The 26,395-nt window shown below is 70.1% G+C and carries 25 protein-coding genes and 1 pseudogene; 5 read left to right on the top strand and 21 right to left on the bottom strand.

Going from position 1 to position 26,395, the window contains the following annotated elements; genetic code table 11:
- The first annotated feature begins 2 nt into the window (after positions 1 to 2).
- The gene (locus ACQPXM_RS16805; RefSeq protein ID WP_432949573.1) at positions 3 to 440 is read left to right on the top strand and encodes a MarR family winged helix-turn-helix transcriptional regulator; all 438 of its coding nucleotides are present in this window, start codon (positions 3 to 5) and stop codon (positions 438 to 440) included.
- On the opposite strand, the gene ACQPXM_RS16800 is transcribed toward ACQPXM_RS16805, so the two are convergent.
- The gene (locus ACQPXM_RS16800; RefSeq protein WP_432949571.1) at positions 437 to 844 is read right to left on the bottom strand and encodes a RidA family protein; all 408 of its coding nucleotides are present in this window, start codon (positions 842 to 844) and stop codon (positions 437 to 439) included. The two genes, ACQPXM_RS16805 and ACQPXM_RS16800, sit on opposite strands and share 4 nt — an antisense overlap.
- Before the next feature lie 59 nt (positions 845 to 903).
- Between ACQPXM_RS16800 and ACQPXM_RS16795 the strand changes: the two genes are divergently transcribed.
- Positions 904 to 1,506, top strand: a complete 603-nt coding sequence (locus ACQPXM_RS16795; protein ID WP_432949569.1) for a TetR/AcrR family transcriptional regulator — start codon at positions 904 to 906, stop codon at positions 1,504 to 1,506.
- On the opposite strand, the gene ACQPXM_RS16790 is transcribed toward ACQPXM_RS16795, so the two are convergent.
- From ACQPXM_RS16790 to ACQPXM_RS16775, 4 genes are read right to left on the bottom strand one after another with little or no spacing between them, the layout of a single operon-like run.
- Positions 1,503 to 2,135, bottom strand: a complete 633-nt coding sequence (locus tag ACQPXM_RS16790) for a Type 1 glutamine amidotransferase-like domain-containing protein (protein WP_432949567.1) — start codon at positions 2,133 to 2,135, stop codon at positions 1,503 to 1,505. The genes ACQPXM_RS16795 and ACQPXM_RS16790 overlap by 4 nt on opposite strands.
- A complete protein-coding gene (locus ACQPXM_RS16785) occupies positions 2,132 to 3,040 on the bottom strand; it encodes an RluA family pseudouridine synthase (protein ID WP_432951034.1) in 909 nt (302 codons plus the stop codon). Before ACQPXM_RS16785 ends, ACQPXM_RS16790 begins: the two co-directional genes overlap by 4 nt.
- A 17-nt stretch (positions 3,041 to 3,057) precedes the next feature.
- Entirely contained in the window at positions 3,058 to 3,888 is an 831-nt protein-coding gene (gene lspA / locus ACQPXM_RS16780; RefSeq protein WP_432949565.1) for a signal peptidase II, read from the bottom strand.
- Positions 3,861 to 4,313, bottom strand: a complete 453-nt coding sequence (locus ACQPXM_RS16775; protein WP_432949563.1) for a TraR/DksA family transcriptional regulator — start codon at positions 4,311 to 4,313, stop codon at positions 3,861 to 3,863. Before ACQPXM_RS16775 ends, lspA begins: the two co-directional genes overlap by 28 nt.
- Positions 4,314 to 4,922: 609 nt before the next feature.
- Between ACQPXM_RS16775 and ileS the strand changes: the two genes are divergently transcribed.
- The gene (gene ileS / locus ACQPXM_RS16770; protein WP_432949561.1) at positions 4,923 to 8,087 is read left to right on the top strand and encodes an isoleucine--tRNA ligase; all 3,165 of its coding nucleotides are present in this window, start codon (positions 4,923 to 4,925) and stop codon (positions 8,085 to 8,087) included.
- Positions 8,088 to 8,234: 147 nt separating this feature from the next.
- Here the strand turns inward: ileS and ACQPXM_RS16765 are convergent, their stop codons facing one another.
- Entirely contained in the window at positions 8,235 to 8,711 is a 477-nt protein-coding gene (locus ACQPXM_RS16765; protein WP_432949559.1) for a MarR family winged helix-turn-helix transcriptional regulator, read from the bottom strand.
- Positions 8,712 to 8,756: 45 nt separating this feature from the next.
- On the opposite strand from ACQPXM_RS16765, the gene ACQPXM_RS16760 reads away from it, so the two are divergent.
- Entirely contained in the window at positions 8,757 to 9,221 is a 465-nt protein-coding gene (locus ACQPXM_RS16760; RefSeq protein WP_432949557.1) for a pyridoxamine 5'-phosphate oxidase family protein, read from the top strand.
- A gap of 213 nt (positions 9,222 to 9,434) precedes the next feature.
- Here the strand turns inward: ACQPXM_RS16760 and ACQPXM_RS16755 are convergent, their stop codons facing one another.
- The 6 genes from ACQPXM_RS16755 to ACQPXM_RS16730 all read right to left on the bottom strand — a co-directional run bounded on the left by ACQPXM_RS16755 (position 9,435) and on the right by ACQPXM_RS16730 (position 13,821).
- Positions 9,435 to 10,202 carry a DivIVA domain-containing protein gene (locus ACQPXM_RS16755; RefSeq protein ID WP_077016803.1) on the bottom strand — a complete coding sequence of 256 codons (768 nt, stop codon included), beginning with the start codon at positions 10,200 to 10,202 and terminating at the stop codon, positions 9,435 to 9,437.
- Positions 10,203 to 10,409: 207 nt separating this feature from the next.
- Positions 10,410 to 10,715 carry a YggT family protein gene (locus ACQPXM_RS16750; RefSeq protein ID WP_432949554.1) on the bottom strand — a complete coding sequence of 102 codons (306 nt, stop codon included), beginning with the start codon at positions 10,713 to 10,715 and terminating at the stop codon, positions 10,410 to 10,412.
- A gap of 37 nt (positions 10,716 to 10,752) precedes the next feature.
- Positions 10,753 to 11,316, bottom strand: a complete 564-nt coding sequence (locus ACQPXM_RS16745) for a cell division protein SepF (RefSeq protein ID WP_077016805.1) — start codon at positions 11,314 to 11,316, stop codon at positions 10,753 to 10,755.
- Positions 11,317 to 11,389: 73 nt separating this feature from the next.
- On the bottom strand, positions 11,390 to 12,106 hold the full coding sequence (locus ACQPXM_RS16740) for a YggS family pyridoxal phosphate-dependent enzyme (RefSeq protein ID WP_432949551.1): 717 nt from the start codon (positions 12,104 to 12,106) through the stop codon (positions 11,390 to 11,392).
- Positions 12,103 to 12,834, bottom strand: coding sequence for a peptidoglycan editing factor PgeF (pgeF, locus tag ACQPXM_RS16735; RefSeq protein ID WP_432949549.1), 732 nt, complete (start codon positions 12,832 to 12,834; stop codon positions 12,103 to 12,105). Before pgeF ends, ACQPXM_RS16740 begins: the two co-directional genes overlap by 4 nt.
- A gap of 9 nt (positions 12,835 to 12,843) precedes the next feature.
- A complete protein-coding gene (locus tag ACQPXM_RS16730) occupies positions 12,844 to 13,821 on the bottom strand; it encodes a S41 family peptidase (RefSeq protein WP_432949547.1) in 978 nt (325 codons plus the stop codon).
- Between the two features lie 57 nt (positions 13,822 to 13,878).
- Here ACQPXM_RS16730 and ACQPXM_RS16725 point away from each other — a divergent pair, with 57 nt between their 5' ends.
- Positions 13,879 to 14,367, top strand: coding sequence for an ArsR/SmtB family transcription factor (locus ACQPXM_RS16725; RefSeq protein ID WP_432949546.1), 489 nt, complete (start codon positions 13,879 to 13,881; stop codon positions 14,365 to 14,367).
- Positions 14,368 to 15,114: 747 nt separating this feature from the next.
- On the opposite strand, the pseudogene ftsZ reads toward ACQPXM_RS16725, so the two are convergent.
- The 9 genes and pseudogenes from ftsZ to ACQPXM_RS16680 form a co-directional block, all read right to left on the bottom strand.
- Positions 15,115 to 16,110, bottom strand: a pseudogene (ftsZ, locus tag ACQPXM_RS16720) (cell division protein FtsZ); the annotation flags it as partial.
- Between the two features lie 223 nt (positions 16,111 to 16,333).
- Positions 16,334 to 17,074, bottom strand: coding sequence for a cell division protein FtsQ/DivIB (locus ACQPXM_RS16715; RefSeq protein ID WP_432949544.1), 741 nt, complete (start codon positions 17,072 to 17,074; stop codon positions 16,334 to 16,336).
- Between the two features lie 19 nt (positions 17,075 to 17,093).
- The gene (gene murC, locus ACQPXM_RS16710; RefSeq protein ID WP_432949542.1) at positions 17,094 to 18,533 is read right to left on the bottom strand and encodes a UDP-N-acetylmuramate--L-alanine ligase; all 1,440 of its coding nucleotides are present in this window, start codon (positions 18,531 to 18,533) and stop codon (positions 17,094 to 17,096) included.
- Positions 18,530 to 19,618 (bottom strand): undecaprenyldiphospho-muramoylpentapeptide beta-N-acetylglucosaminyltransferase, encoded by a 1,089-nt coding sequence (murG, locus tag ACQPXM_RS16705; protein ID WP_432949540.1) that lies wholly within the window; start codon positions 19,616 to 19,618, stop codon positions 18,530 to 18,532. The genes murC and murG overlap by 4 nt, the downstream gene beginning before the upstream one ends.
- 5 nt (positions 19,619 to 19,623) lie before the next feature.
- Positions 19,624 to 20,910: a putative lipid II flippase FtsW gene (ftsW, locus tag ACQPXM_RS16700; protein ID WP_432949538.1), complete on the bottom strand. Its 1,287-nt coding sequence runs from the start codon at positions 20,908 to 20,910 to the stop codon at positions 19,624 to 19,626.
- A 16-nt stretch (positions 20,911 to 20,926) separates the two neighbouring features.
- Positions 20,927 to 22,363: a UDP-N-acetylmuramoyl-L-alanine--D-glutamate ligase gene (gene murD, locus ACQPXM_RS16695; RefSeq protein WP_432949537.1), complete on the bottom strand. Its 1,437-nt coding sequence runs from the start codon at positions 22,361 to 22,363 to the stop codon at positions 20,927 to 20,929.
- The gene (gene mraY / locus ACQPXM_RS16690; protein ID WP_432949535.1) at positions 22,360 to 23,436 is read right to left on the bottom strand and encodes a phospho-N-acetylmuramoyl-pentapeptide-transferase; all 1,077 of its coding nucleotides are present in this window, start codon (positions 23,434 to 23,436) and stop codon (positions 22,360 to 22,362) included. The genes murD and mraY overlap by 4 nt, the downstream gene beginning before the upstream one ends.
- Positions 23,433 to 24,827: a UDP-N-acetylmuramoyl-tripeptide--D-alanyl-D-alanine ligase gene (locus ACQPXM_RS16685; protein ID WP_432949533.1), complete on the bottom strand. Its 1,395-nt coding sequence runs from the start codon at positions 24,825 to 24,827 to the stop codon at positions 23,433 to 23,435. Before ACQPXM_RS16685 ends, mraY begins: the two co-directional genes overlap by 4 nt.
- Positions 24,824 to 26,272 carry a UDP-N-acetylmuramoyl-L-alanyl-D-glutamate--2,6-diaminopimelate ligase gene (locus ACQPXM_RS16680; protein WP_432951032.1) on the bottom strand — a complete coding sequence of 483 codons (1,449 nt, stop codon included), beginning with the start codon at positions 26,270 to 26,272 and terminating at the stop codon, positions 24,824 to 24,826. Before ACQPXM_RS16680 ends, ACQPXM_RS16685 begins: the two co-directional genes overlap by 4 nt.
- Positions 26,273 to 26,395 lie beyond the last annotated feature (123 nt).

The raw sequence follows: 26,395 nt of genomic DNA, 5'->3' as shown, positions 1-26,395 counted from the left end.
GAGTGAGTCGAGACCAGGAGCTGCTCAGTGCGGCGGCGTTGACGGCGTTCAAGCTGAACGGGCAGTTCCTAGAACTCGCCGAGAGCCTGGCGAAGCCGGTCGGGTTGACGGCCACCTGGTGGCAGGTGCTCGGCGCCGTACTCCAGACGCCGCTGCCGGTCGCGTCGATCGCCCGCGAGATGGGGATCACCCGCCAAGCCGTCCAGCGCACGGCCGACGTACTGGTGGAGCGGGGACTGGCGGAGTACCGGGACAATCCGGCGCATCGGCGAGCGAAGCTGGTCGCGGTCACCGCCGAGGGCCTGGACGCCGTACGGGCGATCCATCCCGAGCACGCGAAGCAGGCCAAGCGGCTGAGCGAGGTACTCGGGCAGGAGGAGTTCGCGCGGGCCGTCGAGGCGCTGACGACACTGTCGAAGGCGCTGGACCAGCTGAACTAGTCGAGTACGGCGGTCGCCTCGACCTCGACCATGAGGTCGGGCTCCCCCAACGCCGCGACGCCGAGCAAGGTGATCGGCTTGACCGGGTCGACGCCCAGCTTGGCCGCGGCTCGGGCGACCCCCTCCCCCAGCTGCGGCAGTTTGTCCGCGCTCCAGTCGACGACGTAGATCGTCAGCTTTGCCACATCGTCGAACGAGCCGCCGATCTCGGTTAGCGCGTTGCCGATGTTGAGGTAGGCCTGCTCGACCTGGGCCGCGAAGTCGCCCGCACCGACCGGGCGCCCCTCACTGTCCCGCGCGACCTGGCCGGCCAGGAACACCAGTCGCGAACCAGTGGCGATGGACAGCTGGCGGTAGACGTCCGGCTTCGGCAGGCATTCGGGGTTGATCAGCGTGACGCTCATGACGCGCTCCTGTTCGATGGGATTGCTCTAACCATAACAGCGTTATGTATAGTTGCGCCATGGCGAGGACCAAAGATCCGGGCGTCCGGGCGTTGCTGATCGAGCGTGCCGCGCAGATGCTCCGGAAGCGCGAGCCGATCACGCTGCGGTCGCTGGTGGCCGGCACCGGGGTGTCGACGATGGCGGTCTACACCTACTTCGACGGGATCGACGGGCTCTGGAAGGCGGTGCGGCAGGAGGGGTTCACCCGGCTCACCGGCGTCCTGGCGGGGATTGCGCCCACGGCCGACGCGGTGCGGGACCTGGCCGCGCTGGGTTCGGCGTACGTCGCGAACGCCGCGGCCAACCCGGACCTCTACCGGGTGATGTTCGACGCCTCGGTCGAGCTGGAAGACCCCGCCGGGGCCGACGCCGGCCTGCAGCCGCTCGTCGAGACGGTCGCCCGCGCGACGGCCGACAGGCGCTTCGCCGCCGGGACCGATCCGCTCGCGCTCGCCACCCAGAGCTGGGCCATCGGCCACGGCCTGGCGTCGCTCACGATCAACGGTCCGCTGCCGCGCGAGGCGCTCGGCTACGCGGTGCCGATGCTCACTGCGCTGTTCGTCCAGGCCGGCGACGAGCCCGACCGGTGTCGTGCGTCGGTCAGCCAGGGCTGGGGTTAGACGAGCGTCCGGGTTTCGCCGTCGATGACAAGGGCCTGGCCGTCGCTCAGCGGCACATACGGTACGGCGGTGCGCTCGTACAGGTCGCGGACCTTCTCGACCAGCTCGGTCTCCGGGTGGCCGGGTGAGTTGAGGTGCGGGACGAACGCCTCGTCGAGTATGCCGAGGCCGTCCCACACGACGTCGTCGACCACCGACACGTCGTCGCACAGCTCGAGGCCGCGCAGACTCGGGGCGAGGACGCAGCAGCCGGCGCTGTAGCCGGCGTAGACAAACCGCTCGGCGAGGATGAGGTCGGGCAGGATCCGGTCCGCGCCGCTGCGGGCCATCGCGGCGCGCAGGACGAACACGTTGCCGCCGCGGACCCACATTCCGTCGTACTCGGCGAGACGGGTGCGAAGGCGCTCAGCCGACTCCCCCGGCGCGAAGTCCCGCAGGTCCACTTCCTCCGGGCGCAGGCCCAGCTCGACCAGCCAGCGGTGCTCGGCTGCGACCTTCTCCTCGCGCACCACCGGCTCCTCGGTGTCGATGGCGTTGCAGATCACCGCGATCCGGGCCTTCGGCGGGAGCATCGCGACGAGGTGTTCGGGATGGTCGCCGAGGCGGAACGAGGACAGATACAGCTTCACTGGGTGTCGACGAGCCGGTCGAGCGCCTGGTCGAGGTCGTCGGGGTACTTGGAGGTGAACTCGACGTATTCGCCGGAGCCCGGGTGGGTGAAGCCGAGCCGCATCGCGTGCAGCCACTGGCGGGACAACTGAAGCCGCTCGGCGAGGACCGGGTCCGCGCCGTACGTGAGATCGCCGCAGCACGGGTGGCCGATCGCGGCCATGTGGACGCGGATCTGGTGCGTCCGGCCGGTCTCCAGCGTGATCTCCAGCAGTGTCGCGTACCGGAAGGCTTCGAGCGTCTCGTAGTGCGTGACGCTCGGTTTGCCGCCGGCCACCACGCCGAACTTGTAGTCGTGGTGGGGGTGGCGGTCGATCGGCGCGTCGACCGTGCCGGTGAACGGATCCGGGTGGCCCTGCACCAGCGCGTGGTAGATCTTCTTGACCGTGCGCTCCTTGAAGGCGCGCTTGAGCACGGTGTAGCTGTACTCCGTCTTGGCGACCACCATCAGGCCGGACGTGCCGACATCGAGGCGGTGCACGATGCCCTTGCGCTCGGCGGCACCGCTGGTGGAGATGCTGAAGCCCGCGCCGGCCAGGTGCCCGATCACGGTCGGGCCGGTCCAGCCCGGCGACGGGTGGGCCGCGACGCCGACCGGCTTGTCGACGACGATGATCTCGTCGTCGTCGTGCACGATCCGCAGGTTCTCCACGGTCTGCGGTACGACGGTGACCTCGCCCGGCGGCGGGGGCAGTTCGACGTCCAGCATCACGCCGGCGGCCACCCGGGCCGACTTGGCCGCCGTCGCGCCGTCGACCTGGACCAGACCGGACTCGATCAGCTCCGCGGCCTTCGTCCGGGACACCCCGAACAGCCGCGACAGCGCCGCGTCGAGACGCTCGCCGGCCAGTCCGTCCGGCACCATCACGGTCCTGGAGTCGCTCACTTCGCGCTCACGTCCTTGGTGCCGTCGAGCTTGATACCACGCAGGGTCTGGATCACCAGCAGGATCGCGGCCGAGGTGACGGCCATGTCGGCGACGTTGAAGATCGCCCAGTGCGGGGTCTGCAGGAAGTCGACCACGTGGCCGTGGAACGGCGACGGTTCGCGGAAGATCCGGTCGGTGATGTTGCCGACCGCACCGCCGAACAGCAGCCCGAAGGCGACCGCCCAGCCGGCCGAGCCGAGCCGGCGCGACAGCCAGATCACGCCGAGCGCGACGACGATCTGGATCGTGCTGATCACCGGCGTGAAGTCGGAGCCGAGGCTGAACGCGGCGCCCGGATTGCGGATCAGGTTGAACTTGAGCAGCTCACCGATCACGTTCACCGGATCGCCCGGTGTCAGGTGCTGCAGGGCGAGCGCCTTGGTCAGCTGGTCCAGCCCGAGCACCAGTACGCCGACCACGGCGAACAGACCGATCAGCCGGGGGTGGGACCGGTGCTTGACCGGGCCGGCGGCCGCCTCGAGCGAGTCCACGTCCTCCGGCGTCGCCGGAACGCCGGTCTCTCCGGTGGCTCCGCCACCGGAGGAAGAAGGATCGGGCCCCGGCGAGGGCGAAACGCCCGCAGCTCCCGAGGAACCAGCAGGTCCGTCGGGAGCCGACAGGTCTTCAGTCGTCGCGGCGAGGGCCGGCGTACCGGCCGACGTTCCGTCCGCGGACGACGCCGAACCGGCCGGCTCGAGGCCGGCCGGTTCGGACTGCTCCTGGGCGTCCCCTGAGGAGTGGGACGACTCGGATGGGTTCAGCGACGTTCTTCGCGTTCTTTGCATGACACGCACAGTGTCGCACGCGGGAACGCCTGCAACCGTCCCTTGCCGATCGCTTTGCCGCAGCTCTCGCAGACGCCGTACGTGCCGTCGTCGATCTTGGCCAAGGCCCGCTCGATCTGGTCGAGCATGTCGCGCGCATTGTTGGCCAGCGACATCTCGTGGTCGCGCTCGAGCGTGGTCGAGCCGACGTCGGCCTGGTCGTTGCCGGCCCCGTCACCACCGTCACGGAGCAGGCCGACGATCTCCTGCTCGGCGTCGCGGATCTCCTCCTTGAGGTGCACCACGTCCGCTTCGAGCTCGCTGCGCAGCTCGGTCAGCTCGGCCGCCGTCCAGGGAGTCTCCCCCTCGCGCACGGTCAGGTTCTCGGCCTTCTTGGGCGACTTGGCCGGCGCCGTTGCCGGGGTCCTGTTCTCGTTGGTCTTCATGGCCACCCTCTTCGTCGGGGCTTTCCTGGCAGGGGACTTCGGGGCCGCCTTCTTGGCCGGCTCGGTGGATGCCGCGGCGCTCTTCTCGGCCGCGGCGGCGGTGCGCTTTCCGGGGGCGGACTTCTTTGCCGATGTAGCCACGGTCGACTACCCCCTGCCTTCGTCGGAGACTGAAGCGGACTGGTCGCAAGACAGTAGGACACGCAACCCTCACGTGCCAGCCCGACGCGCAGACCGTGGACATACGGTAGTCGCTTCTTCAAGCCCGCTCGACGTCACGCGCGTCCCGACCTGCCCGAAAGTGTCACAGCATTGTCACCGCCGGACCTCGACCTGGCCAGTGATTAACGATTCGTGGTGGACCGGTGCGGAGTCGTACACTTTTCCCGCCACCGCAAGGCAGTGATGAGGCCATCACCTCGGAGCCGCCGGAAGAACGGTCCTCACGGACTCACTAGACCCGGCAGCGGAGCGTAACGAAGTGGGTGACCCCCGGCCGGGGCAACGGCGCCGGCCAGGTCTCCAAGGAGGGTGGTACCGCGGAGCCCGGCGACGTCGCCGAGCCTCGTCCCTTCGTCCGGCAAGCAGCGCGACGAAGGACGGCCAGTGATGGCGCAGAACACCGGGGACACCCCGACCACTGAGTGGCAGCAGGTTCCGGCGCAGGTGGACCTGACGGCGATCGAGCACGACGTGCTCAAGACCTGGGACGAGCAGGACACCTTCGCCAAGAGTCTCGCGCAGACCGCGGGCGGCCCGTCGTGGACCTTCTTCGAGGGCCCGCCGACGGCCAACGGCATGCCCGGCACCCACCACATCGAGGCCCGGGTCTTCAAGGACGTCTTCCCGCGCTACCGGACCATGAAGGGCTTCTCGGTCGAGCGCAAGGCCGGCTGGGACTGCCACGGGCTGCCGGTCGAGGTCGCGGTGGAGAAGGAGCTCGGCTTCAGCGGCAAGAACGACATCGAGGCCTACGGCATCGCGGAGTTCAACGCCAAGTGCCGCGAGTCCGTGCAGCGCCACGTCGACGCCTTCGCCACGCTGACCACCCGGATGGGCTACTGGGTCGACATGGACCACCCCTACCGGACGATGGACCCGCAGTACGTCGAGTCCGTCTGGTGGTCGCTGAAGCAGATCTACGACAAGGGCCTGCTGGTCGAGGACTACCGGATCACGCCGTACTGCCCGCGCTGCGGCACCGGCCTGTCGGACCACGAGCTGGCCCAGGGCTACGAGACGGTCGTCGACCCGTCGGTCTACGTGCGCTTCCCGCTGACCTCGGGCCCGCTGGCCGGCCAGGCGTCGCTCCTGGTCTGGACCACCACCCCCTGGACCCTCGTGTCCAACACCGCGGTGGCCGTGCGCCCCGACGTCGACTACGTCGTGGCCACCGACGGGACCGAGTCGCTGGTCATCGCGGAGCCGCTGCTCGGCACGCTCGGCGAGGGCTGGACGGTCACCGATACCTACGCCGGGCGCGAGCTGGAGCGCTGGACCTACCAGCGGCCGTTCGAGCTGGTCGCGTTCGACGAGCCGGCCCACTACGTCGTACTGGCCGAGTACGTCACGACCGAGGACGGCACTGGTCTGGTCCACCAGTCCCCCGCCTTCGGCACCGAAGACCTCCAGGTCGCCAAAGCCTACGACCTGCCGGTCGTCAAGCCTGTCGGTCCGGACGGCCGGTTCGACGCGGACGTGCCGCTGGTCGGCGGACAGTTCTTCAAGAAGGCCGACGAGGACCTGCTCAAGGACCTCGACGCTCGCGGCGTGCTGTTCCGCCACCTGCCCTTCGAGCACCCGTACCCGCACTGCTGGCGCTGCCACACGCCGGTGATGTACTACGCGCTGCCGTCCTGGTACATCCGCACCACGCAGGTCAAGGACGCGCTGCTGCGTGAGAACGAGCAGACCAACTGGTTCCCCGAGTCGGTCAAGTGGGGCCGGTACGGCGACTGGCTGCGCAACAACATCGACTGGGCGGTCTCCCGGTCCCGCTACTGGGGTACGCCGCTGCCGATCTGGCGCTGCGCCGAGGAGCACCTGGTCTGCGTCGGCTCGCTGGCCGAGCTCGGCGAGCTGGCCGGCCGCGACCTGAGCGGCACCGACCCGCACCGCCCGTACGTCGACGACATCACCTTCGACTGCCCGACCTGCGGGACGCAGGCCCGCCGGGTCGCCGAGGTGATCGACGCCTGGTACGACTCGGGCTCGATGCCGTTCGCGCAGTGGGGCTACCCGTGGGTCGAGGGCTCGAAGGAGAAGTTCGAGCGGTCCTACCCGGCCGACTTCATCTCCGAGGCGATCGACCAGACCCGCGGCTGGTTCTACACGCTGATGGCGATCGGCACGCTGGTCTTCGACGAGTCGTCGTACCGCAACGTGGTCTGCCTGGGGCACATCCTGGCCGAGGACGGCCGCAAGATGTCCAAGCACCTGGGCAACATCCTCGAGCCGATCTCGCTGATGGACAACCACAGCGCGGACGCGGTGCGCTGGTTCATGGCCTGCTCGGGCTCGCCGTGGAAGGCCCGCGGCATCGGCCCGAACGTGCTGAACGAGGTCGTCCGCAAGGTCCTGCTGACGTACTGGAACACGGTCGCCTTCCACGCCCTGTACGCGCGGCTGGCCGACTGGTCGCCGACGGCCGACGCGCCGCCGGTCGCCGAGCGCTCGGTGCTGGACCGCTGGCTGGTCAGCGAGACGCACCGGCTGGTCCGCGACGCCGACGAGGCCTATGCCGGCTACGACACCCAGAAGCTGGGTCTGCTGATCAGCTCGTTCGTCGACACGCTGTCGAACTGGTACGTCCGGCGTTCGCGCCGGCGGTTCTGGTCCGGTGACGCCGGCGCGCTGGCGACGCTGCACGAGACGCTCGACGTGCTGACCCGGCTGATGGCACCGCTGACGCCGTTCCTGACCGAGCGGGTCTGGCAGGACGTGTTCCGGCCGGTCACGCCGGGGCTGGCGGAGTCGGTGCACCTGGCGGCGTTCCCGGCGTACGACGAGGCGCTGATCGACGACACCCTGGCCACGCACGTGTCGATGGCCAAGCGGGTCGTCGAGCTGGGCCGGTCGGCCCGGGCCGAGGCGAAGGTCCGGACCCGGCAGCCGCTCAGCCGGGCGCTGGTCGGGTCGGCGGCGATCGCGGACCTGTCCGACGAACTGCTGCGTGAGATCGCCGACGAGCTGAACGTCGGCTCGGTCGAGCCGCTGTCGTCGGCCGGTGCCGACCTGGTCGAGCACTCGGCCAAGGGCAACTTCCGCGAGCTCGGCAAGCGGTTCGCCAAGCAGACGCCGGTGGTGGCCAAGGCGATCGCCGCGGCGGACGCGGCCGAACTGGCCGCCGCGCTGAAGGCGTCCGGTACGGCGACCGTGCTGGTCGACGGCGAGCCGATCGAGGTGAGCGCCGACGAGGTGCTGATCTCGGAGCGGCCGCGCGAGGGCTGGTCGGTGGTCAACGAGCAGGGCGAGACGGTCGCGCTCGACCTGGAGGTCACGCCGGAGCTGAAGCAGGCCGGTCTGGCCCGCGAGGTCGTCCGGACCCTGCAGGAGGCCCGCAAGAACGCCGGCCTGGAGGTCTCGGACCGGATCACCGTCTGGTTGAGCGCCACCGACGCCGAACTGTCCGATGCCCTCGGCAAGCACGCGGACGACGTCGCCCGCGAGGTGCTGGCCACGTCGGTCGTGCAGTCGGCGCCGGAAGCAACCGACGGCCTGGCGACTGGTTCGGACGAGGACCTCGGCCTGACCTACTGGCTGCAGAAAGCGTGACTCGACACCGCCCGCCGACCCGGCTGCGCCGGGTCGGCGGGCGGAAAGAGAAGTAGAGAGCGGGTGCGCCGCGGACGCGTGCGGGTGCGGGGCGGGACGCCCCGCACCCGGCGGGGTGCGGGGTGGGACGACTGGGTCCGGCGGAAGTCAGCGGGGTGGTCGGACCATGCGGGTTCGCAGTGACGGGCTTGCGCCGAGGTGGTCGATGACCTCGACCAGCAGCACCCGTGCCGCCTCGACGCGGTCGGCGCCCAGGGCCTTGCGTAGCTGTCGCTCCACGGCGGCCCGGTGTTTGCGGGCCGCCGCGATCACCGCCTGGCCACGCTGAGTCAGTACGACGTTGCGCGCTCTGGCGTCGGCCGGATCGGCCTCGCGCGCGAGGTAGCCGCGCTTCTCCAGGTCCGCGACCGACTTGGAAGCGGCCTGCTGCGTCACCCCGAGGCGCTCGGCGAGCACGCTGATCGTCACCGGACCGCCCACCAGGTGCTGGAACACCACGCCATCGGCGAACCGGGCGTCACCGAACCCGTCCGCGGCGAGCCTGGCCTGCAGTTCGTCGGCCAACGCCCAGCCGGCGAACAACGACGCGAGCGAGAGATCGGCATCGGCCGGATCGAACTCCATGTCGGAACTGTACAACCCTGGTTGTGTGTTTGCTAATGTACAACCATGGTTGTGCACAAGGAGTTCATGGACAGGGCGCACCGGATCGTCTGGTGCACGGTGGCGACGGTCGGCAGCGACCAGCGGCCGAGGAGCCGCATCCTGCATCCGATCTGGGAGCTGGACGAGGCGGGCACGGGACTGACCGGATGGATCGTCACGAAGGCGACGCCGGTCAAGGTGCGGCACCTTGCCCACAGCCCGTACGTGAGCTGCAGCTACTGGGAGCCGGGGCACGACGTCGCGATCGCGGACTGCCGCGCCGAGTGGGTCACCGATACCGCGACCCGGCAACGAGTCTGGGAGCTGTACCGGGACGCGCCGGCGCCGCTCGGCTACGACTTCTGGACCGTCTTCCCCGACGGGCCGGCCGCGGAGTCGCCGTCGTTGCTGCGACTGACGCCGTACCGGCTGCGGCTGACCGACGTCGAGACGCTCAGCGGCCGGAAGCCCGTCGCGTCCTGGCCCTGAGCCCCCACGAACCGCAGCGGGGCCCGGCCTGGTGATCAGGCTCGGGCCCCGCTGCGGTGCTGCTTCGCGGCTTTTGTTAAGACTGCGTTCAGTTCATTGTCCGGACCTGATTCTGACTCAGCGTGACCACTGCGGCGCGGTCAGTCAGAAGTTCCCGGACACGACGAAGAGGCGGTGCCGCCGGAAAGCACCGCCTCCTCGCTCGAGGTGTTGTTACACGCCGTGACCGCCGTGCGCCTGCGCACGGGCCTCGGGACGGAACCCGTTGCGCGGGCTGAGCGTGTCGTCGCCGTTGCCGAGCGCCTTGAGCTGCTCGGTGAAGTACGTCTTCAGGCGGCTGCGGTACTCGCGCTCGTAGGCGTGCAGGTCGTCGATCGTGCGCTCGAGCTGGCCCTTCTGCTTCTCCAGGGTGCCGAGCATCTGCGCGCGCCGCTCGGCGATCTCGCCGTCGAGCTTCTCGGCGCGGGCACGGGCCTCACCGGTCATCCGGTCGGCCTTGCCGCGGGCCTCGTTCTCCAGCCGCTCGGCCTTGGCGCGGGCCTCGCCGATGATCTTGTCGGCGGTGTCCTTCGCCTCCTGGACCAGGTCGTCGGAGTGCTTGGTGGCCATCTCCAGCAGCCGCACGGCGGAGCTGGACGCGTCGCCGACGGTTCCTGCTGCCGCAGCAGCCCCCGCGGCCGCTACCGGAGCAGCAACGACTGGTGGCTTCTCCTCGGGCTTCTCGACCACGACGGGAGCGGGCTTGGGCTGTTGCACGACGGGCGGGAGAGCGGCGGTCTGGTCGACCGGCCGTTCCTGACCCGCACCGGCGCGCTGAGCCGCCGCCAGCTTCGCGCGCAGCTCCTCGTTCTCGGCGAGGAGGCGCTCGAGCTCGGCCTCCACCTCGTCGAGGAAGGAGTCGACCTCAGTGACGTCGTAACCCTCCCGCAATCGGACGGGCGTGAACTGCTTCGAGCGGACGTCATCCGGCGTCAGCGGCATCTTTCACCTCGTTTGTCTGTGTCTTGGCGGAGTCTGGGGCGCAAACCCCGGCGACTCAGTAGATCACGTTATCGCTTCGTTGTGTTCTGGCGGAATCCGGGCCGGGTGACAACCTCGACCGGCTGCCCCGTACCCGGGTCTGGTTCTACCCCTCCCGCCGATCGCTCAAGCCCCGCGCCGGTGTGCGGCCGGCCACTGCCAGGGCGTTCACAGTGACCGGATCGCGGTGTTGTTGATCGACATCGCCAGCGAGACGAGCACGAACAACATCAGCATGGACAGGTCGATCCGGATCCCCCCGGCCCCGATCGGGGGCAGGATGCGGCGCAGCGGCCGCAGGAACGGATCGGTGACGGAGTAGACCAGTTCGAACAGCAACAGCAGCGGGCCCTTGGGGTGCCACTGTGGCGCGAACATGACGATCAGACTGAGCACGAACCGCGCCACCAGGATCAGGAAGAAGGCGAGCAGCACCCAGCTGAGAACACTGAGGACGAGCGCTAGAGCAACCATGTCGTCAATGAGTGTAGAAGACCGGTGGTAGCAGCGGTCAGCTCTGGTTGTAGAACCCGTCCGCGGCGATCTTCTCCTTCTCCTCCGCGGCGACCGTCACGTTCGGCGGGCAGACCAGGAACACCTTGGTGGTGATCCGCTCGATGGAGCCGCGGCAGCAGAAGATCAGCCCGGCGGCGAAGTCGACCAGCCGCTTGGCGTCGGCGTGGTCCATCTCGGTCAGGTTCATGATGACGGGCGTGCCGTCACGGAAGTGCTCACCGATCACCCGCGCCTCGTTGTAGCTGCGCGGGTGCACGGTGGTGATGCGGGCCAACTCGGTAACCTCCGGGGACGGTAGAACTCCACGCCGATCTGGAAACTTGCTGACCGTCGCGCCCTGCTCCTCGCGGTCACGCAGGTCACGACCGTCGCGGACCTCGCGACCGTCGCGTGCGTCCCGGGACTCGCGGACCGGCTCGGTCTCGTGGGACTCCCCGTCGACGACGTCGTCCTCGTACTCGTCGTAGTCGTCGTACTCGTCGTCGTAGCGCGCGTTGTAGCGCTCGCCGTCCTCGACCAAGCCGAGGTACACACCCATCTTGCGCAACGCGCCGCTCATGGCCCTCCAGCCCTTCGATTCCGGTCCAACGCCCGACAAGTGAGCCGATCTCGCGATCCACTCGATGTCGACACTAGCCCAGTGAGGGACGCGTTCCGAGTAATGCGCGCCCGAGCCGAACGTGTGTCGCTCCGTGCCGGATCGCGGCTTCCAGATCACCGCTCATCCCGGCGGAGATCCAGTCGGCGCCACTGTGTTCGGAGCGTAGCCGCGACGACACGTCACGCAGTGCGGCGAACGCCTCGTCGGGGTCGGATCCCAACGGCGCAACGGCCATCACGCCACCGAGCTCCAGCCCGTCGGCCGCGGCCACCGCCGCCGCCAGCTCCGGTACGTCGTCCGGCGTGACGCCGCCCCGGCTTCTGCCGGTCGCGGCGTCCTGAGGCCCGTACGCCGCGAGGCTGACCTGCAGCAGGCAGCGCACAATCTTCTCCTCGGCCACCGCGGCCTTCGACAACGCGCCGACCAGCGACAACCGGTCGACCGAGTGCACGACCTGAGCGAGCCGGGCGACCGAGCGGGCCTTGTTCGACTGCAGTTGCCCGACGAAGTGCCAGGTGAGTTCCGGCGCGTCGGGCGCCTTCACCTTCAACTCCTGTTCGCGGTTCTCCCCCGTGTCGGTGACGCCGAGCGCCGCGAGCGCCCGGACGTCCTCGATCGGGAACGTCTTGGTGATGGCCACCAACGTGACGGATTCCTCAGCCCGCCCAGCGGCCTCGCAGGCCGCGCGAATGCGTTGCCTGACCTGCTCCACATTGGCTCGGAGCTCTGCCCCGCGTTCGATCGTCACTGGCCGAGCCTGACCAGTCCGGCCAGCCGGCCGCTGACCTGGCCTTCCCGCCGGTACGAGTACAGGTCCTCGGATTCGATCGTGCAGCGCGTCGCGTCGACCACCTCGACACCGAGTTCGGCCAGCTGGGCGGTCACACCGGCCGCGACGTCGATCGACGGCGTACCCCAGCTCGTCTCCGCGTACGACGCCGGCACGCGCTCGGCGACCTCGGCCCGCATCTCCTCCGGGACCTCGTAGCACCGGCCGCACGCGTACGGCCCGAGGACGGCGGTGATCCGCTCGGCGCCGAGATCGCGCATCGCCTCGACAGTGGCCGGCACCACCCCGGCGTACAGGCCGCGGCGGCCGGAGTGTGCGGCGCCGACGACGCCGTTGCCGGAGTCGGCGAGCAGGACCGGCAGGCAATCGGCCGCGCGGACCGCGAGCACGACGTCGGTTCGAGTCGTCACCAATGCGTCGGCCTTCGGGGTCGGCCGGACCGGGAGTTCGTCGTCCGGCCCGACGACGTGCACATCGCGGCCATGCACCTGGCTGACCCGGACCACCGCGTCCGGCACCACGCCGAACGCGGCCGCGACCCGGCGGAAGTTCTCGGCGATCGCCTCGGCCTCGTCACCGGCCGCACTGCCGAGGTTCAGCTCGCCGTACGGCGGAAGGCTGGCTCCTCCGTAGCGATCGGTGAAGGCGAAGCGGACCCTGCCGAGAACCTCGTCGTAGCCGAACACGTCTGAAGGCTACCCAGCGACCGGGATCGACTCGACCACCGCCCGGGCTTCCTCCTCGACACCGAGCCGCGCCGGCTCGGCGGGCAGCGTCAGGACGTGCTCGACGGCCTCCCGGTACGCCGCGTCGAACGCCTCGGCGGCGGGCACCTCGAGATCCGGCAGGACCCCGACGCCTTCCCAGTTCGTGCCCGAGATGGGGTTGACCGCACGCTGGACCGGGACGGTCGCCTCCAGGTGCGCCTGCAGCTTGAAGCCCTCGCGCGGATGAGCCCCACCGCCGGTCCGTTCGCCCACGATCCTGGCGCGGCCGAGCTGCTGCAGATCATAGGTGAGCTCCTCACCGCCGGAGAAGGTCGATCCGCTGGTCAGCACCCAGATCGGCTTGCTGCCGCCGAAGGTCGGGCCGAGCACCGGGCTGGTCCAGTACTGGCGGATCGTGCCGGTGGCGGGTGTCAGCTGGTCGTTCAGATGGACCGGTTCCGCGTCGAAGAGGTGACTGCAGACGAACGCGACCTGCTCGGGCGAACCGCCCAGGCAGCCGCGCAGGTCGAGCAGCAGCGCATCAGTTGCCGCGAGCAACGACATGGCGGCGCTGACGCCAGCGCCGGCATGGACGGGGTGGTAGAGCAACGGCCGGAGTTCGAGCAAGCCGATGTTGCCGGCCAGGCGCTCGACCCGCGCCACTCCCCCGGCGTCGAGTCGGGCGCGGTCCGCCCAGTGCTGCTCCTCCGCGGCCGGATCGGTCTCGTCGGGGATCTCGCCGCGGTGGAACTTCAGCCGCAGGTGCTTGTCCTGGTTGCCGATCTGGAGATCGGCGGTGACCTGCGCGGCCAACTGCTCGGGCTCGGTCAGTACGTCGTACCGGCCGTCGTCGGCGGTCGCCCTCAACCGGGCCGCGACCTCGGCGCCGACCTCAGGGAACACGTAGTGCTCGCTCACCAGAGCGGCCAGCCGCTCCACGATGCTTCGGATCTCGTCGCTGTGCATGGCGGTGAGTGAAGCACGGGGTTTGACAAAGCGTCAAGAAGTCTTGACGCTTGACCCATGGACGACGAGTACGAGGTCTCGACCGCGGCGCAGTTCAAGGCGCTGGGGCATCCGTTGCGGCACCGCCTGCTCTTCGCCCTCGGCCACGAGGCCGCCACCATCAGCCAGCTCGCCACCACCCTCGGCACCGCGAAGGGCAACATCGCGCACCACCTCGGCGTCCTGCGCGACGCCGGCATGGTCCAGGTGACCGGAACTCGCCAGGTGCGCGGCGGGACCGAGCAGTACTACCGCCGGACCGCCCGCAAGTTCAGGTTCACCGGCGAGGGCGCCCGGGAGAACAACACGGTCGCGCTGCAGGCCGTGGCCGCTGATCTGCAGACCGGCGAGGAACTGCTGCTCAACATCCGCAACCTGCGCCTGACCACGACCCAGGCCCAGGAACTGGCCGCCCAGCTGGAGCGGATCGTCACCACGCTGGACGATGCGGGGCCTGGTGAAGCCCGGCATGGTGTGGTGGTCGCCGTCTACCGGCCGGAGAACTGAAAAGCCCCGGCCGATCACGGCCGGGGCTTCAGCGAAGTGCTACTTCAGGAAGTGCTACTTCAGGAAGTCGGGAATGTCGAGGTCTTCCTCGGGGTCCGGCTTGCGGGTCGGCCGCGTCGGCGGCGTCTGGGTCGCCGGCGCCGGGTTGGACGACGGCGTCGAGTACGGCGCCGGGTTGTGCTGGGCCGGCGGCGGCGTGCGGACCGGCTCGCCCGGCTGCGGGCGGGCCGAGTGCGTCGTGCCGGTGCCGGACCGGTTCTCGGTGGGAGCCGGGACCGGGACGGTGTCGTCGCTCGGCGTACCGAACTGGCCGTGCGTCACCTGCGCGCCGCCCTGGTCCGCGGCCGGAGCCGGGGTCTGAGTGGCCGGCGAGGTGGAGGTCGGTGGCGGGTTGCTGCTGCTGAACGGGACCGTGCCGGGGACCTGCGGCGGGGTGTGCTGCGTGGGCTGCCCCTGCGCGGACTGCGAGGAATGGCCCTGCGACTGTCCCTGTGCTGGCTGGCCCTGCGAGGACTGGTCCTGCGCCGACTGCCCCTGGCTGGACGCGGCGTTGTTCTGGTTGGTCCCCACGCCGCCCGGGCTGTAGCCGGGCGGGTTGTTGCCGCCCGGCGCCTGGCCCGGCTGGTGCATCGGGGCCGAGAACCCGCCACCGTCTTGGCGCTGCGCGGAGAAGCCTCCGCCGTCCTGGCGCTGGGCCGGGAAGCCGGTGTTGTCCTGGCGCTGCGGCGGCGCCTCGGCGCTGCCGGCCCGGTTCTGCGGGCGGGCGCTGTTCATCGCCTGCTCGCGGCGCTTCGGCATCCCGCCGTCAAAGCCGGCCGCGATCACCGTGACCCGGACCTCGTCGCCGAGCGCGTCGTCGATCACCGCGCCGAAGATGATGTTGGCGTCGGTGTGTGCCGACTCCGAGACCAGCTGGGCGGCCTCGTTGATCTCGAACAGGCCCAGATCGGACCCGCCGGCGATCGACAGCAGCACGCCGTGCGCGCCCTCGATGCTTGCCTCCAGCAACGGCGAGGAGATGGCCGCCTCGGCCGCCGCGACCGCGCGGTCCTCACCGCGCGACGAGCCGATGCCCATCAGCGCGGAGCCGGCGTTCGACATCACGGCCTTGACGTCGGCGAAGTCGACGTTGATCAGGCCCGGCGTGGTGATCAGGTCGGTGATGCCGGACACACCCTGCAGCAGCACCTGGTCGGCCTGCTTGAAGGCGTCCAGCACCGACACGGCCCGGTCGGAGATGGTCAGCAGCCGGTCGTTGGGGATCACGATCAGGGTGTCGACCTCTTCGCGCAGCGCGGCGATGCCGTCCTCGGCCTGGGTCGCCCGGCGCTTGCCCTCGAAGGAGAACGGCCGGGTCACCACACCGATGGTCAGCGCGCCGAGCGAGCGCGCGATCCGGGACACCACGGGAGCGCCGCCGGTGCCGGTGCCGCCGCCCTCACCCGCGGTGACGAAGACCATGTCGGCGCCCTTGAGCGCCTCCTCGATCTCCTCCGCGTGGTCCTCGGCCGCCTTCTGGCCGATCGCGGGGTTCGCGCCGGCGCCCAGGCCGCGGGTCTCCTCGCGCCCGATGTCGAGCTTGACGTCCGCGTCGCTCATCAACAGCGCCTGCGCGTCGGTGTTGATGGCGATGAACTCAACGCCCTTCAGACCGTGCTCGATCATCCGGTTGACGGCGTTCACGCCGCCTCCGCCGATACCGACGACCTTGATGAGTGCCAGGTAGTTCTGCGGTGCCGCCACGTCCGCGCCTCTCGCCTCGTTCTGTCCCGTTGTGACCAGTTGGCCGTATTTCCAGCCGTTCCCGGCCGTATTCCAGCGAAAGTTCCAGCGAAAAGACTGAACCTCAAGTGGATGCTTAGAGTTGTCTCGACTTTATCGATTGCGTCGCACGCTACGGGACGCGTTCTGCCAATGTCCACGCGCCTCGCCGCCCGTCCCGTGATGTGGTTCGGGATGTGACGCGTTACCTCTTTTCCCCTTTGGTGACAGGGAGATCGGGGGCGGACACGTCGTACACCTTGGCCTGGCGCCGCATCAGCACGCTGAGTACCTCGGCCTTGCGCGCACTGTCATCGGAACCACCCCAGACCACCTTCACCCCCGAGCCGAGGTTGAGGGTGATCGAGTCCGGCGACGAGGCCGAGATCGACCGTACCTCGGACCGCAGCGAGACCGGCAAAGCGGCTGACACGGTCACCACCGAGCGGATCGTCACGTCCCGGCGGGCCCCGACGACCAGCGCCTCCGGCAGCCCGTCGGGCCGCGCGGGCACGGTCTTGAACGACTTACCGGTGGCGTCGACCAGCTCGAACTGCTTGCCGTCGGTGACCACCACGACCGGCACCCGCTCGGTGACCACGATCTCCAGCTGGTTCGGCCAGGCCCGGGTCACCTGCGCGTCGGCGACCGACTGGATGCCACGCACCCGTTCGGCGATCACGCTCAGGTCGACCTTGGCCAACGGGGTGCCCAGCGGAGCCGCGGCGACCTGGGTGACGGTTGCCACCGGCACCGTGTCGACGCCGGTCACCCGGACGCCGTCGACGGCCAGCGCGGAGGAGAAGTAGAACAGCCAGACGGTGATCGCGGACAGCAGCACGAGCGTGCCGCCGACCGCCCAGGGCAGCCAGCTCTTCCAGCGGACCAGCCGCTGCCGGCGCGCGAACCGCTGCTGGGCCCGGGCCAGGTCGGCGTTCTGACTCATCCGCGGGTCACCCCAGGGCTCACTCGATCAGCGCGGCGTTGTGCGCCGCCCGCTCGGCCAGCAGCCCGACCACCTCGGGCCCGATCAGCGTCACGTCACCGGCTCCGAGGGTGACCACCAGGTCGCCCGGCAGGGCCAGGTCGGCGACCACCCGCGGTACGGCGGACCAGGACGGCTCGAACCGCACCTGCTCCGGCTTCAGCGGCACGTGGTTGGCGATCAGGGCGCCGGTGACGCCGGGCTCGGGGTCCTCGCGGGCCGCGAACACGTCCATCACGACGACCTCGTCGGCCAGCGCCAGCGCCTCGGAGAACTCCGCGGCGAAGATCCTGGTCCGGCTGAACAGGTGCGGCTGGAAGCAGGCGATCACGCGCCCCTCCCCCGCCACCTGCCGCGCCGCGGTCAGGTCGACGGCCAGCTCGGTCGGGTGGTGCGCGTAGGAGTCGTAGACCCGGACGCCGTCCTCCATGCCCTTGAACTCGAACCGCCGGCCGGTGCCGGTGAACGACGCCAGCCCTTCGGCCAGGTCGGCCGCGGAGAAGCCCAGGCCGAGCCCGACGGTCAGCGCGGCCGCGGCGTTCAGCGCGTTGTGCTTGCCGGCCTGCTGCAGGTGCACGACCGGGAGCTTGCGGCCCCGGAAGATCGGCACGAACGACTGCACCGCACCGGACGCCGTGATCTCGGTGACCCGTAGGTCGGCGTCCGCGGACTCGCCGTAGGTCCGGACGTCGACACCGCGCTCGCGGGCGAACCCGGCCAGCCGGCGCGCGCCCGCGTCGTCGACGCAGATCACCATGAAGCCGCCGGGCACGACCCGCTCGCAGAAGTCGTCGAAGGCCTTGTAGTAGCTGGTCTCGTCGCCGTAGTTGTCCAGGTGGTCCGGCTCGACCGAGGTGACGATCGACACCTCGGGGCTGTAGGTCAGGAACGACATGTCCGACTCGTCGGCCTCGGCGACGAACAGCTCACCGGTGCCGTCGTGTGCGTTCGAGCCGGACTCGTTCAGGTTGCCACCGATCGCGTACGACGGGTCGACGCCGCAGTGCTGCAGCGCCACCGTCAGCATCGACGTGGTGGTGGTCTTGCCGTGCGTACCGGCCACCGCGATCGTGCGCCGGCCGGCCATCACCGAGGCCAGCGCGGCCGCCCGCGGCAGGATCGGGATCCCGGCCGCCCGGGCCGCGACCACCTCGGGGTTGGTCTCGCGGATCGCGGTGGAGACCACCACGGTGTCCACCTCGGCGACGTGCTCGGCGGCGTGGCCGACCCAGCAGGTGGCGCCGAGGGCACGCAGCGCGGACAGCACCTTGCCGTCCTTGGCGTCGGACCCGGAGACCTCGATGCCACGGGAGGCCATGATCCGGGCGATCCCGGACATGCCGGCGCCGCCGATGCCGACGAAGTGCACCCGGCCCAGCTTCTCGGCGGGCAGCAGGGTGTCAGGAGCGGTGACGATCACGAGGAAGACCTCACCACATCGAGAATGATTCGCGCCAACCGGTCGTCGGCGTCGGTCCGGATGACGCCTTGCGCCGCAGTGGACATGGCCGTCAGACGCGCGCGGTCGTGCAGAAGTTGCGGAACGGTCGCCCGAACCCAGTCCGGGGTCACCGCCGCGTTCTCGACCAGCAGCCCGCCGCCCACATCGACCACGGGCTTGGCGTTCAGGCGCTGCTCACCGTTACCGTGCGGCAGCGGAACGTAGATGGCCGGCAGCCCGACGCCCGAGACCTCGGTCACGGTGTTCGAACCGGACCGGCAGACCACCAGGTCGGCGGCCGCGTAGGCCAGGTCCATCCGGTCGACGTACGAGAGCACCCGGTACGGCAAAGGGCCGGTCTGCTCGACCTCGAGCGTGTTTTTCGGACCGATCGCGTGCAGGACCTGGATTCCGGCGGCCTGCAGGTCGGCGGCGGCACCGGCGAACGCCTGGTTGAGCTGCTGGGCGCCCTGGGAACCGCCGGTGACGAACAGCGTCGGCGCCGCCGGGTCGAGCCCGAAGAACCGCTGGGCCTCGGCGCGCAGCGCGGCCCGGTCCATCGTGGCGATCGCCCGGCGGATCGGCAGGCCGACGTACTGGGCGTGCGGCAGGTCGGTGCCGGGGAAGGAGGTGATCACGTTCTCGGTGCAGTAGCGGGCGGCGAACTTGTTCGCGATGCCGGGAACGGCGTTGCCCTCGTGCACCACGATCGGCGTCTTGCGCCGCCAGGCCGCGACGTAGGCCGGGGTGGACACGTAACCGCCGAAGCCGACCAGTACGTCGGCCTTCGCGTCGTCGAGCACCTTGCGGGCGGCGCTGACCGAGCTGAGCATCTTGCCCGGTACGGCGAACAGGGCCGGCGTGGGCTTGCGCGGCAGCGGCACCGGCGGGATCAGTTCCAGCCGGTACCCGGCCTCGGGCACGACCCGGGTCTCCAGTCCGCGCTCGGTCCCGAGGGCGACGATCTCGATGGTCGGATCGATCCGGCGCAACGCGTCGGCGGTCGCGATCAGGGGTGAGGTGTGGCCGGCGGTTCCCCCACCGGCCAGAACGATGCTCGGCACAGCTTTCAACGCTCCCGCGTGTTCTCACGGCCGCTCGGGCCAGGTGTACGCCACGACGACATCCACCCGAACAACGGCCGCCGGTGCTCCTTCAGGGCGGCCTGCGCGCCGGGCTCGGCCTTCGCGAAGGACAGCAGCATGCCGATCGCGATCAGCGTCGGCAGCAGTGCGGACCCACCGTACGACAAAAGCGGGAGCGGGATTCCCACGATCGGTAGCAGGCCGATCACCGCACCGAGGTTGACCAGCGTCTGGGCCATGATCCAGACCGTGATGCCGGCCGCGCAGTAACGGATGAACGGCTCGGTCGAACGGGTCGCGATCCGGATCCCGGCGTAGGCCAGGGTGAGGAACAGCGCGAGCACGGTCAGTGACCCGATCAGCCCGAGCTCCTCGCCGATCACCGCGAAGATGAAGTCGGTGTGCGCCTCGGGCAGGTTGCCCCACTTCTGCCGGCTGTTGCCGATCCCGACGCCCCACCAGCCACCGGTCGACAGCGCGTACAGCCCGTGATAGGCCTGCCAGCCGACACCGCTGGGATCCGCGAACGGGTTGACGAAGTTGGTCAGCCGGTCCATCCGGTGCTGCGCGGTGACCACGAAGTACGACGCGATCGTGCCGACCACGACGATCGCGGCGACGAACAGCCGGGTCGGCGCGCCGACCACCCAGATCAGCCCGATCATGATCGCCATCAGCACCAGCGAGGTGCCGAGGTCGCGCTGACCGACGATCAGCGCGATCACCAGGCCACAGACCGGCGCCATCGGGATCAGCAGGTGCTTCCACTGGGTCAGCAGCTTCTGCTTGCGCGCGTACAGGTCGGCGCACCACATCACCAGCGCCAGCTTGGCGAACTCGCTGGGCTGGATCTGCAGCGGGCCGCCGAACGACAGCCAGTTCGTGTTGCCGTTGACGTTCTTGCCCAGGCCCGGCACGTAGGTCAGCACCAGCAGGAACGTCGAGCCGAGCAGCGCGACGTACGCCAGCATCCGGAAGTGCCGGGGCGTCATCCGGGACGCGACGTAGGCCATCGGCAGGCCGACGCCGACCCAGATCAACTGACGGTAGAAGATCGCGTACGAGTTGCCGTGGTTGATGTTGTACGACAGCACACTGGAGGCCGAGGCCACCATCAGCAGGCCGAGCACCAGCAGCAGACCGGTCGCCCCGAGCACCAGGTGGTACGACGTGAGCGGCCGGTCGAGCACGTTGCGCACGGCGGCCAGCAGCGTGTTGCCCGGCGCGCGCTCGGGGCTGGACTTCTGCTCGGGCCGGTCAGTGATCGTCACGCGATCCCCTCCGGCGTCAGAGACCCAGCCGGTTCACGGCTTCGGCGAAGGCGTCCCCGCGGGCTCCGTAGTTGGCGAACATGTCCCACGACGCGCAGCCCGGCGCCAGCAGCACGGTGTCGCCCACCTGTGCGAGCTTGGTCGCCTCCCCCACCACGGTCTCCATGGCTCCAGTGTCCGTTGACTCGACCACGATCACCGGGACATCAGGCGCGTGTCGGGCAAGTGCTTGTCCGATCACCGCTTTGTCCTGGCCGAGCAGCACCACGCCGCGCAACCGGTCCCGGGCCGCGACGACCAGCTCGTCGAACGTCGCGCCCTTGGCCTGTCCGCCGGCGATCCAGACCACGTGCTCGTAGGCCAGCAAGGAGGCCTGCGCGGCGTGCGGGTTGGTCGCCTTGGAGTCGTCCACATAGTTGACTCCGGCAACTTCCGCGACGTGCGCGATCCGGTGCGCGTCCGGCCGGAACCCGCGCAGCCCGTCGCGGACCGCCGTCGCCGGTACGCCGAAGGAGCGGGCCAGGGCGGCCGCCGCCAGCGCGTTCGCCACGTTGTGCGGCGCGGCCGGAATCACATCGGCGAGCGTGGCCAGCTCGAGCGCCGACGAGGCGCGCTGCTCGACGAACGCGCGGTCGACCAGGTACTCGTCGACCAGACCCAGCATCGACAGGCCCGGCGTACCGAGAGTGAAGCCGATCGCGCGGCAACCCTCGACCACGTCGGCGTCCTCGACCAGCTTCTCGGTCGCCTGGTCGGCGACGTTGTAGACGCAGGCGACCTGGCAGTTGGTGTAGATCCGGCCCTTGTCGGCGGCGTACGCCTCGAGCGAGCCGTGCCAGTCGACGTGGTCCGGCGCGAGGTTGAGCACGGCCGCCGAGTGCGCCGACATCGAGTCGGTGAAGTGCAGCTGGTAGCTGGACAGCTCGACCGCGATCACGTCGTACGGCTCGGGGTCCATCACGGCTTCCAGCAGCGGCAGTCCGACGTTGCCGGCCGCGACCGCGCGGTGCCCGGCGGCGGTCAGGATCGCGGTCAGCATCTGGACCGTGGTGGTCTTGCCGTTGGTCCCGGTGACGCACAGCCACGGCGCCGCGTTCGCGGGATCGCGCAGCCGCCAGGCCAGCTCGATCTCGCTCCAGATCGGGACGCCGCGCTCGGCCGCGGCGGTCAGCAGCGGCGCGTGCGGCGGGATACCGGGCGAGGTGACCACGATCTCGACGTCGGCGGGCAGCTCGGCCGTACTGCCCGCGCCGAGGCGGATCTCCGCCCCGAGCGTGCCGAGGATCTGCGCCTTCTCCTGCAGCTGCTCGTTGTCGCGATCGTCCAGTACGACGACGTGCTCGGCCCCGGCCTGCAACAACGAGTCGGCACACGCGTAGCCCGCCGTACCGAAACCGAGGACGACGAACCGCGTGGTCGCCCAGCCGTCGTCAGTGCGTGTGGTCAGACTCATCCGGCAACCCATTCCGCGTAGAACAAACCGAGTCCTGTGGCGACGCACAGGCCCGAGATGATCCAGAAGCGGATCACCACGTTGACCTGTTCCCAGCCGAGCATCTCGAAGTGGTGCTGCAGCGGCGCCATCCGGAACAGCCGTTTGCCCACCCCACCGGTGCGCTTGGTGATCTTGAACCAGCTGACCTGGAGGATCACCGACGCGGTGATGATGACGAACAGGCCGCCGAGCAGCAGCACGAGCAGCTCGGTCCGGGTCATCACGCCGAAGCCGGCCACCGCGCCGCCGAGCGACAGCGAACCGGTGTCACCCATGAAGATCTTGGCCGGCGACGCGTTCCACCACAGGAAGCCGAACAGCGCGCCGGTCAGCGCGGCCGCGACCACCGCGAGGTCGAGTGGATCTCGAACCTCGTAGCACTTGGAGCCCGGAGCGGTCGCGCAACTTTGGTTGGACTGCCAAATGCAGATCAGCGTGTAGGCGCCGAAGACCATCATCGACGCGCCGGTGGCCAGCCCGTCCAGGCCGTCGGCCAGGTTCACGCCGTTCGACATGCCGGCGATCAGCAGCAGGATCCAGATCACCACCAGGACCGGGGCCAGGTGCAGCCAGTTGATGTCGCGGATGAACGAGATGAACGGCGAGGCCGGCGTCTGGCCGCGGTTGTCCTCGAACTGCAGCGCGAGTACGGCGAACACCACCGCGACCATCGTCTGCCCGGCCAGTTTCGCCTTGCTGCGCAGGCCGAGGCTGCGCTGGCGGAAGATCTTGATGAAGTCGTCCAGGAAACCGACCGCGCCCATACCGGCGAACAGGAACAGCACCAGCAGCGCCGAGGCGCTCGGTGGCTTGGCGGTCAGCAGCTTGGCGGCGAAGTAGCCGACGATGGTGGCCACGATGAACACCGTGCCGCCCATCGTCGGCGTGCCGCGCTTGGTGTGGTGCGAGGTCGGGCCGTCGTCGCGGATCTCCTGGCCGTACCCACGCTTGGCCAGGACGGCGATCGCCCACCGGGTTCCGAGCAGGGTGAGGACCATCGAGATCGCGCCCGCGAACAGGATCGAGATCACGACGCGCCCTCCTCGAGCAGCGCGTCGGCCAGGCTGCGCAGGTTCGACGCCTTGGAGGACTTCACCAGGACGACGTCACCGCCGCGCAGCTCGGCCCGGAGCAGCTCGAGCGCCTCCGGGATCGTGTCGAAGTACGCCGACTCGTTGCCCCAGGAGCCCTCCAGCGACGCGCCGAGATGAATCGGTTTCGCCCCCGGGCCCACCGCGACCAGCCGGTTCACGTCGAGCCGGACCGCCAGGCGGCCGACCGCGTCGTGCTCGGTGGACGAGGTGTCGCCGAGCTCGAGCATCTCGCCGAGCACCGCCCAGGTCCGCGCCCCGCGGGCGCGGCCGATCGCGACCAGCGCCTTCAGCGCGGCGCGGACCGAGTCGGGGTTGGCGTTGTAGGCGTCGTTGATCACCGTGACGCCGTCCGCGCGCTCGGTGACCTCCATCCGGGCCTGCGAGACCCGGGCGGCGGTGTTCAGTCCGTTCGCGACCTGCTCGGGCGTCAACCCGACCGCGAGGGCGGCCGTGGCGGCGGCGAGCGCGTTGGACACGTTGTGCTCACCGATCAGCTGCAGCTGGACGTCGAAGCTCTGTCCGTCGGTGTGCAGCGTGAAGCTCGGCCGGCCTTCGCCGTCGACCTTGATGCCCGTGGCGCGGACGTCGGCCTCCGGTGCCTCGCCGAAGGTCCGCACGCTCTGCTGGGTCCGCGACGCCATGGCGGCCACCCGCGGGTCGTCGGCGTTCAGCACCGCGGTCCCGCCGGCGACGACGTTCTCGATCATCTCGCCCTTGGCCACCGCGATCGCGTCCTGGCTGCCGAACTCGCCGATGTGCGAATGGCCGACGTTCAGCACCAGGCCGACCTTCGGCGGCGTGATCCGGCACAGGTAGTTGATGTCGCCGGTGTGCCGGGCGCCCATCTCGGCGACCAGGAACCGGGTCGAGCGGTCGGCCTGCAGCGCGGTCAGCGGGTGCCCGATCTCGTTGTTGAACGAGCCGACCGGCGCGACCGTCGCGCCGTACGGCGTGAGCAGCTGGGCGATCAGGTCCTTGGTGCTGGTCTTGCCCTGCGACCCGGTCAGTCCGATCACGGTCAGGTCGGGCAGCTGCGCCACGACGTAGCGGGCCAGCTCACCGAGCGCGGTCTGGGTGTCGGCCACGACGACGCACGGGCAGCCTTCGATCGGCCGGGTGGTCAGCGAGACGGTCACGCCGGCCTCGGTGACGGCCGGCACGAAGTCGTGGCCGTCGACGCGTTCGCCGGGCAGCGCGACGAACAGACCGCCCGGGACCACCTCGCGCGAGTCCGTCGCCACACGGGCGTCGACGACAGCCGCCGGATCGACGCCGGCGAGCTCACCGCCCACGGCCTTGGCGATGTCACCGCAACTGACAGGGATCACCGGGTCTCCTCCAACAACTCACGCACGGTCTGACGGTCGTCGAACGGGTGGATCACGCCGCCGACGTCCTGGCCTGTCTCATGGCCCTTGCCCAGCACGACCACCGTGTCACCGGGGCCGGCCAGCTCGATCGCGGTCCGGATCGCCTCGCGCCGGTCACCGACCTCCCGCAGGTCCACGTCCGGTACGGCGGCGCGCGCGCCCTCGAGCGCGGCGGCCCGGATCGCGGCCGGGTCCTCGCTGCGCGGGTTGTCGTCGGTGACGATCACGACGTCGGCCGCCCGGGCCGCGGCGGCGCCCATCGCGGGGCGCTTCCACGGATCGCGGTCGCCACCGCAGCCGACCACGGCGAACAGGCGGCCCTTGGTCGCCCCGCGGGCGGCCCGCAGCGCCAGCTCGACCGCGTCGGGGGTGTGCGCGAAGTCGACGATCACCGCGAGTCCGTCGCGCTGGAAGGTCTCCATCCGGCCGGGCACGCGCGCGTCGCGCAACCCGGCGGCGATCTCGTCGGCCGGGACGCCGACCTGCCGCAGCATCGCGACCGCGAGCAGCGCGTTGGCCACGTTGAAGTCGCCGGGCAGCACGATCTCGATCGTCAGCTGCTCACCGGGCCCACGGACGTCGATCACCGAGCTGCCGTGCTCGGACTGGTGGGTCCCGGCGACGGTCCAGTCGGCGTCGCGGGTGGTGGAGACGGTGACCAGCGGGACGACGGTCTGCGCGGCCAGGCGCCGGCCGTACTTGTCGTCGATGTTCACCACGGCCAGATCACACCGCTCGGGTGTGAACAGCGACGCCTTCGCGGCGAAGTACTCCTCGAACGTCTTGTGGAAATCCAGGTGGTCCTGGCTCAGGTTCGTGAAGCCGGCGACCGCATAACGGGCGCCGTCGACGCGGCCCTTGGCCAGCGCGTGACTGGAGACCTCCATCGCGCACCAGGCCACGGCCTGCTCGCGCATCACCGCGAACAACGCCTGCAGGTCGGTCGCCTCCGGCGTGGTCATCGCGCTCTTCACGACCTGGTCGCCGATCCGCGTCTCGATCGTGCCGACCAGAGCGGCCGGACCGAGCCGGCGCAGCACCGCGTCGAGCAGGAAACTCGTGGTGGTCTTGCCGTTGGTGCCGGTGACGCCGAGCAGCCGCAGCTCCTTGGTCGGTTCGCCGTACACCTTGGAGGCGACGGCGCCGAGCACAGCGCGCGGGTCGGAGACCACCAGTAGCGGCAGCCCGGCCGTCAGCGCGCGCTCAACCCCCGCGGGATCGGTCAGTACGGCGACCGCTCCGCTCGCCTGCGCACCAGCGACGAAGGCCGCGCCGTGCGTCGCGGCGCCCGGCAGAGCGGCGTACAGGTCGCCGGGGCGGATCGAGCGGGAGTCGAGCGAGACACCGGTGACGAGGACCTCGGCGGCACCCGCCGGGACGTCGGTTCCGGCGGTTCTGGCCAGGTCGGAGAGTGCGACCGGGACGGTGTGCCGCGGCCTGATCGCGGCTACGGCTCCGCCTGCGGCGGTAGGGGTGGACACGGCCCCAGAGGCTACCGTTCCGGGGCCTGTGACACCTACCTGACC

Origin of the sequence: Kribbella sp. CA-253562 (assembly GCF_050942265.1) — a bacterium.
GTDB lineage: Bacteria > Actinomycetota > Actinomycetes > Propionibacteriales > Kribbellaceae > Kribbella.
Note: the sequence above shows the minus strand (reverse complement) of the source record. Positions and strands in the feature narration are given on the sequence as shown.

Excerpts from the sequence above, each read along its gene's own strand:
- ACQPXM_RS16800 (WP_432949571.1), bottom strand. The coding sequence starts at position 844 with ATGAGCGTCACGCTGATCAACCCCGAATGCCTGCCGAAGCCGGACGTC.
- ACQPXM_RS16795 (WP_432949569.1), top strand. The coding sequence starts at position 904 with ATGGCGAGGACCAAAGATCCGGGCGTCCGGGCGTTGCTGATCGAGCGT.
- ACQPXM_RS16785 (WP_432951034.1), bottom strand. The coding sequence starts at position 3,040 with ATGGTGCCGGACGGACTGGCCGGCGAGCGTCTCGACGCGGCGCTGTCG.
- lspA (WP_432949565.1), bottom strand. The coding sequence starts at position 3,888 with ATGCAAAGAACGCGAAGAACGTCGCTGAACCCATCCGAGTCGTCCCAC.
- ACQPXM_RS16775 (WP_432949563.1), bottom strand. The coding sequence starts at position 4,313 with ATGAAGACCAACGAGAACAGGACCCCGGCAACGGCGCCGGCCAAGTCG.
- ileS (WP_432949561.1), top strand. The coding sequence starts at position 4,923 with ATGGCGCAGAACACCGGGGACACCCCGACCACTGAGTGGCAGCAGGTT.
- ACQPXM_RS16765 (WP_432949559.1), bottom strand. The coding sequence starts at position 8,711 with ATGGAGTTCGATCCGGCCGATGCCGATCTCTCGCTCGCGTCGTTGTTC.
- ACQPXM_RS16760 (WP_432949557.1), top strand. The coding sequence starts at position 8,757 with ATGGTTGTGCACAAGGAGTTCATGGACAGGGCGCACCGGATCGTCTGG.
- ACQPXM_RS16755 (WP_077016803.1), bottom strand. The coding sequence starts at position 10,202 with ATGCCGCTGACGCCGGATGACGTCCGCTCGAAGCAGTTCACGCCCGTC.
- ACQPXM_RS16750 (WP_432949554.1), bottom strand. The coding sequence starts at position 10,715 with ATGGTTGCTCTAGCGCTCGTCCTCAGTGTTCTCAGCTGGGTGCTGCTC.
- ACQPXM_RS16745 (WP_077016805.1), bottom strand. The coding sequence starts at position 11,316 with ATGAGCGGCGCGTTGCGCAAGATGGGTGTGTACCTCGGCTTGGTCGAG.
- ACQPXM_RS16730 (WP_432949547.1), bottom strand. The coding sequence starts at position 13,821 with ATGCACAGCGACGAGATCCGAAGCATCGTGGAGCGGCTGGCCGCTCTG.
- ACQPXM_RS16725 (WP_432949546.1), top strand. The coding sequence starts at position 13,879 with ATGGACGACGAGTACGAGGTCTCGACCGCGGCGCAGTTCAAGGCGCTG.
- ACQPXM_RS16715 (WP_432949544.1), bottom strand. The coding sequence starts at position 17,074 with ATGAGTCAGAACGCCGACCTGGCCCGGGCCCAGCAGCGGTTCGCGCGC.
- murD (WP_432949537.1), bottom strand. The coding sequence starts at position 22,363 with ATGAGTCTGACCACACGCACTGACGACGGCTGGGCGACCACGCGGTTC.